Origin of the sequence: Dietzia massiliensis (assembly GCF_018390595.1) — a bacterium.
GTDB lineage: Bacteria > Actinomycetota > Actinomycetes > Mycobacteriales > Mycobacteriaceae > Dietzia > Dietzia massiliensis.
This window is the reverse complement of record NZ_JAHBAV010000198.1, coordinates 1-447: the sequence shown is the minus strand read 5'-3', so window position 1 is coordinate 447 and position 447 is coordinate 1. Positions and strand designations below refer to the sequence as shown.

Here is a 447-nt window from a genome sequence, read left to right as displayed (position 1 = left end):
CCGCCAGCTCAGCCGCCACATGTACACCGTGCGCGCATTGGCCCCGATCGAAGACTTCAACGAAGCCTTCGGCACCCATTTCAGCGACGACGAGGTCGATACCATTGGCGGTCTGGTGATGCAGGCCTTCGGCCACCTGCCGGCGCGCGGGGAAACCATTGAAATCGAAGGATACCTATTTAAAGTTGCCATGGCCGACAGTCGACGTATTATCCAGGGTCATGTAAAAATTCCGGACGATTCTCCACCACCGAAACTGGAAGATTAAATCCAACATGGCTAAAGCCTCATTACTTGAACGCCAGCGGGTTCGCGCCCTGCTGGCGCTGTTGTCAGGTGCCGGCGGGACGCTGGCGTTCTCGCCCTACGACTTCTGGCCCGCGGCCATCGTCTCCCTATTCGGCCTGCTGGCCGTCACCCTCAATCGCACCGCCAAACAGTCTGCCC

The 447-nt window shown here is 59.1% G+C and carries 1 protein-coding gene; it reads left to right on the top strand.

Going from position 1 to position 447, the window contains the following annotated elements:
• On the top strand, positions 1-268 hold a 268-nt coding region (locus KHA85_RS20250; RefSeq protein ID WP_272875187.1), incomplete at its 5' end, for a transporter associated domain-containing protein.
• Positions 269-447: the final 179 nt, after the last annotated feature.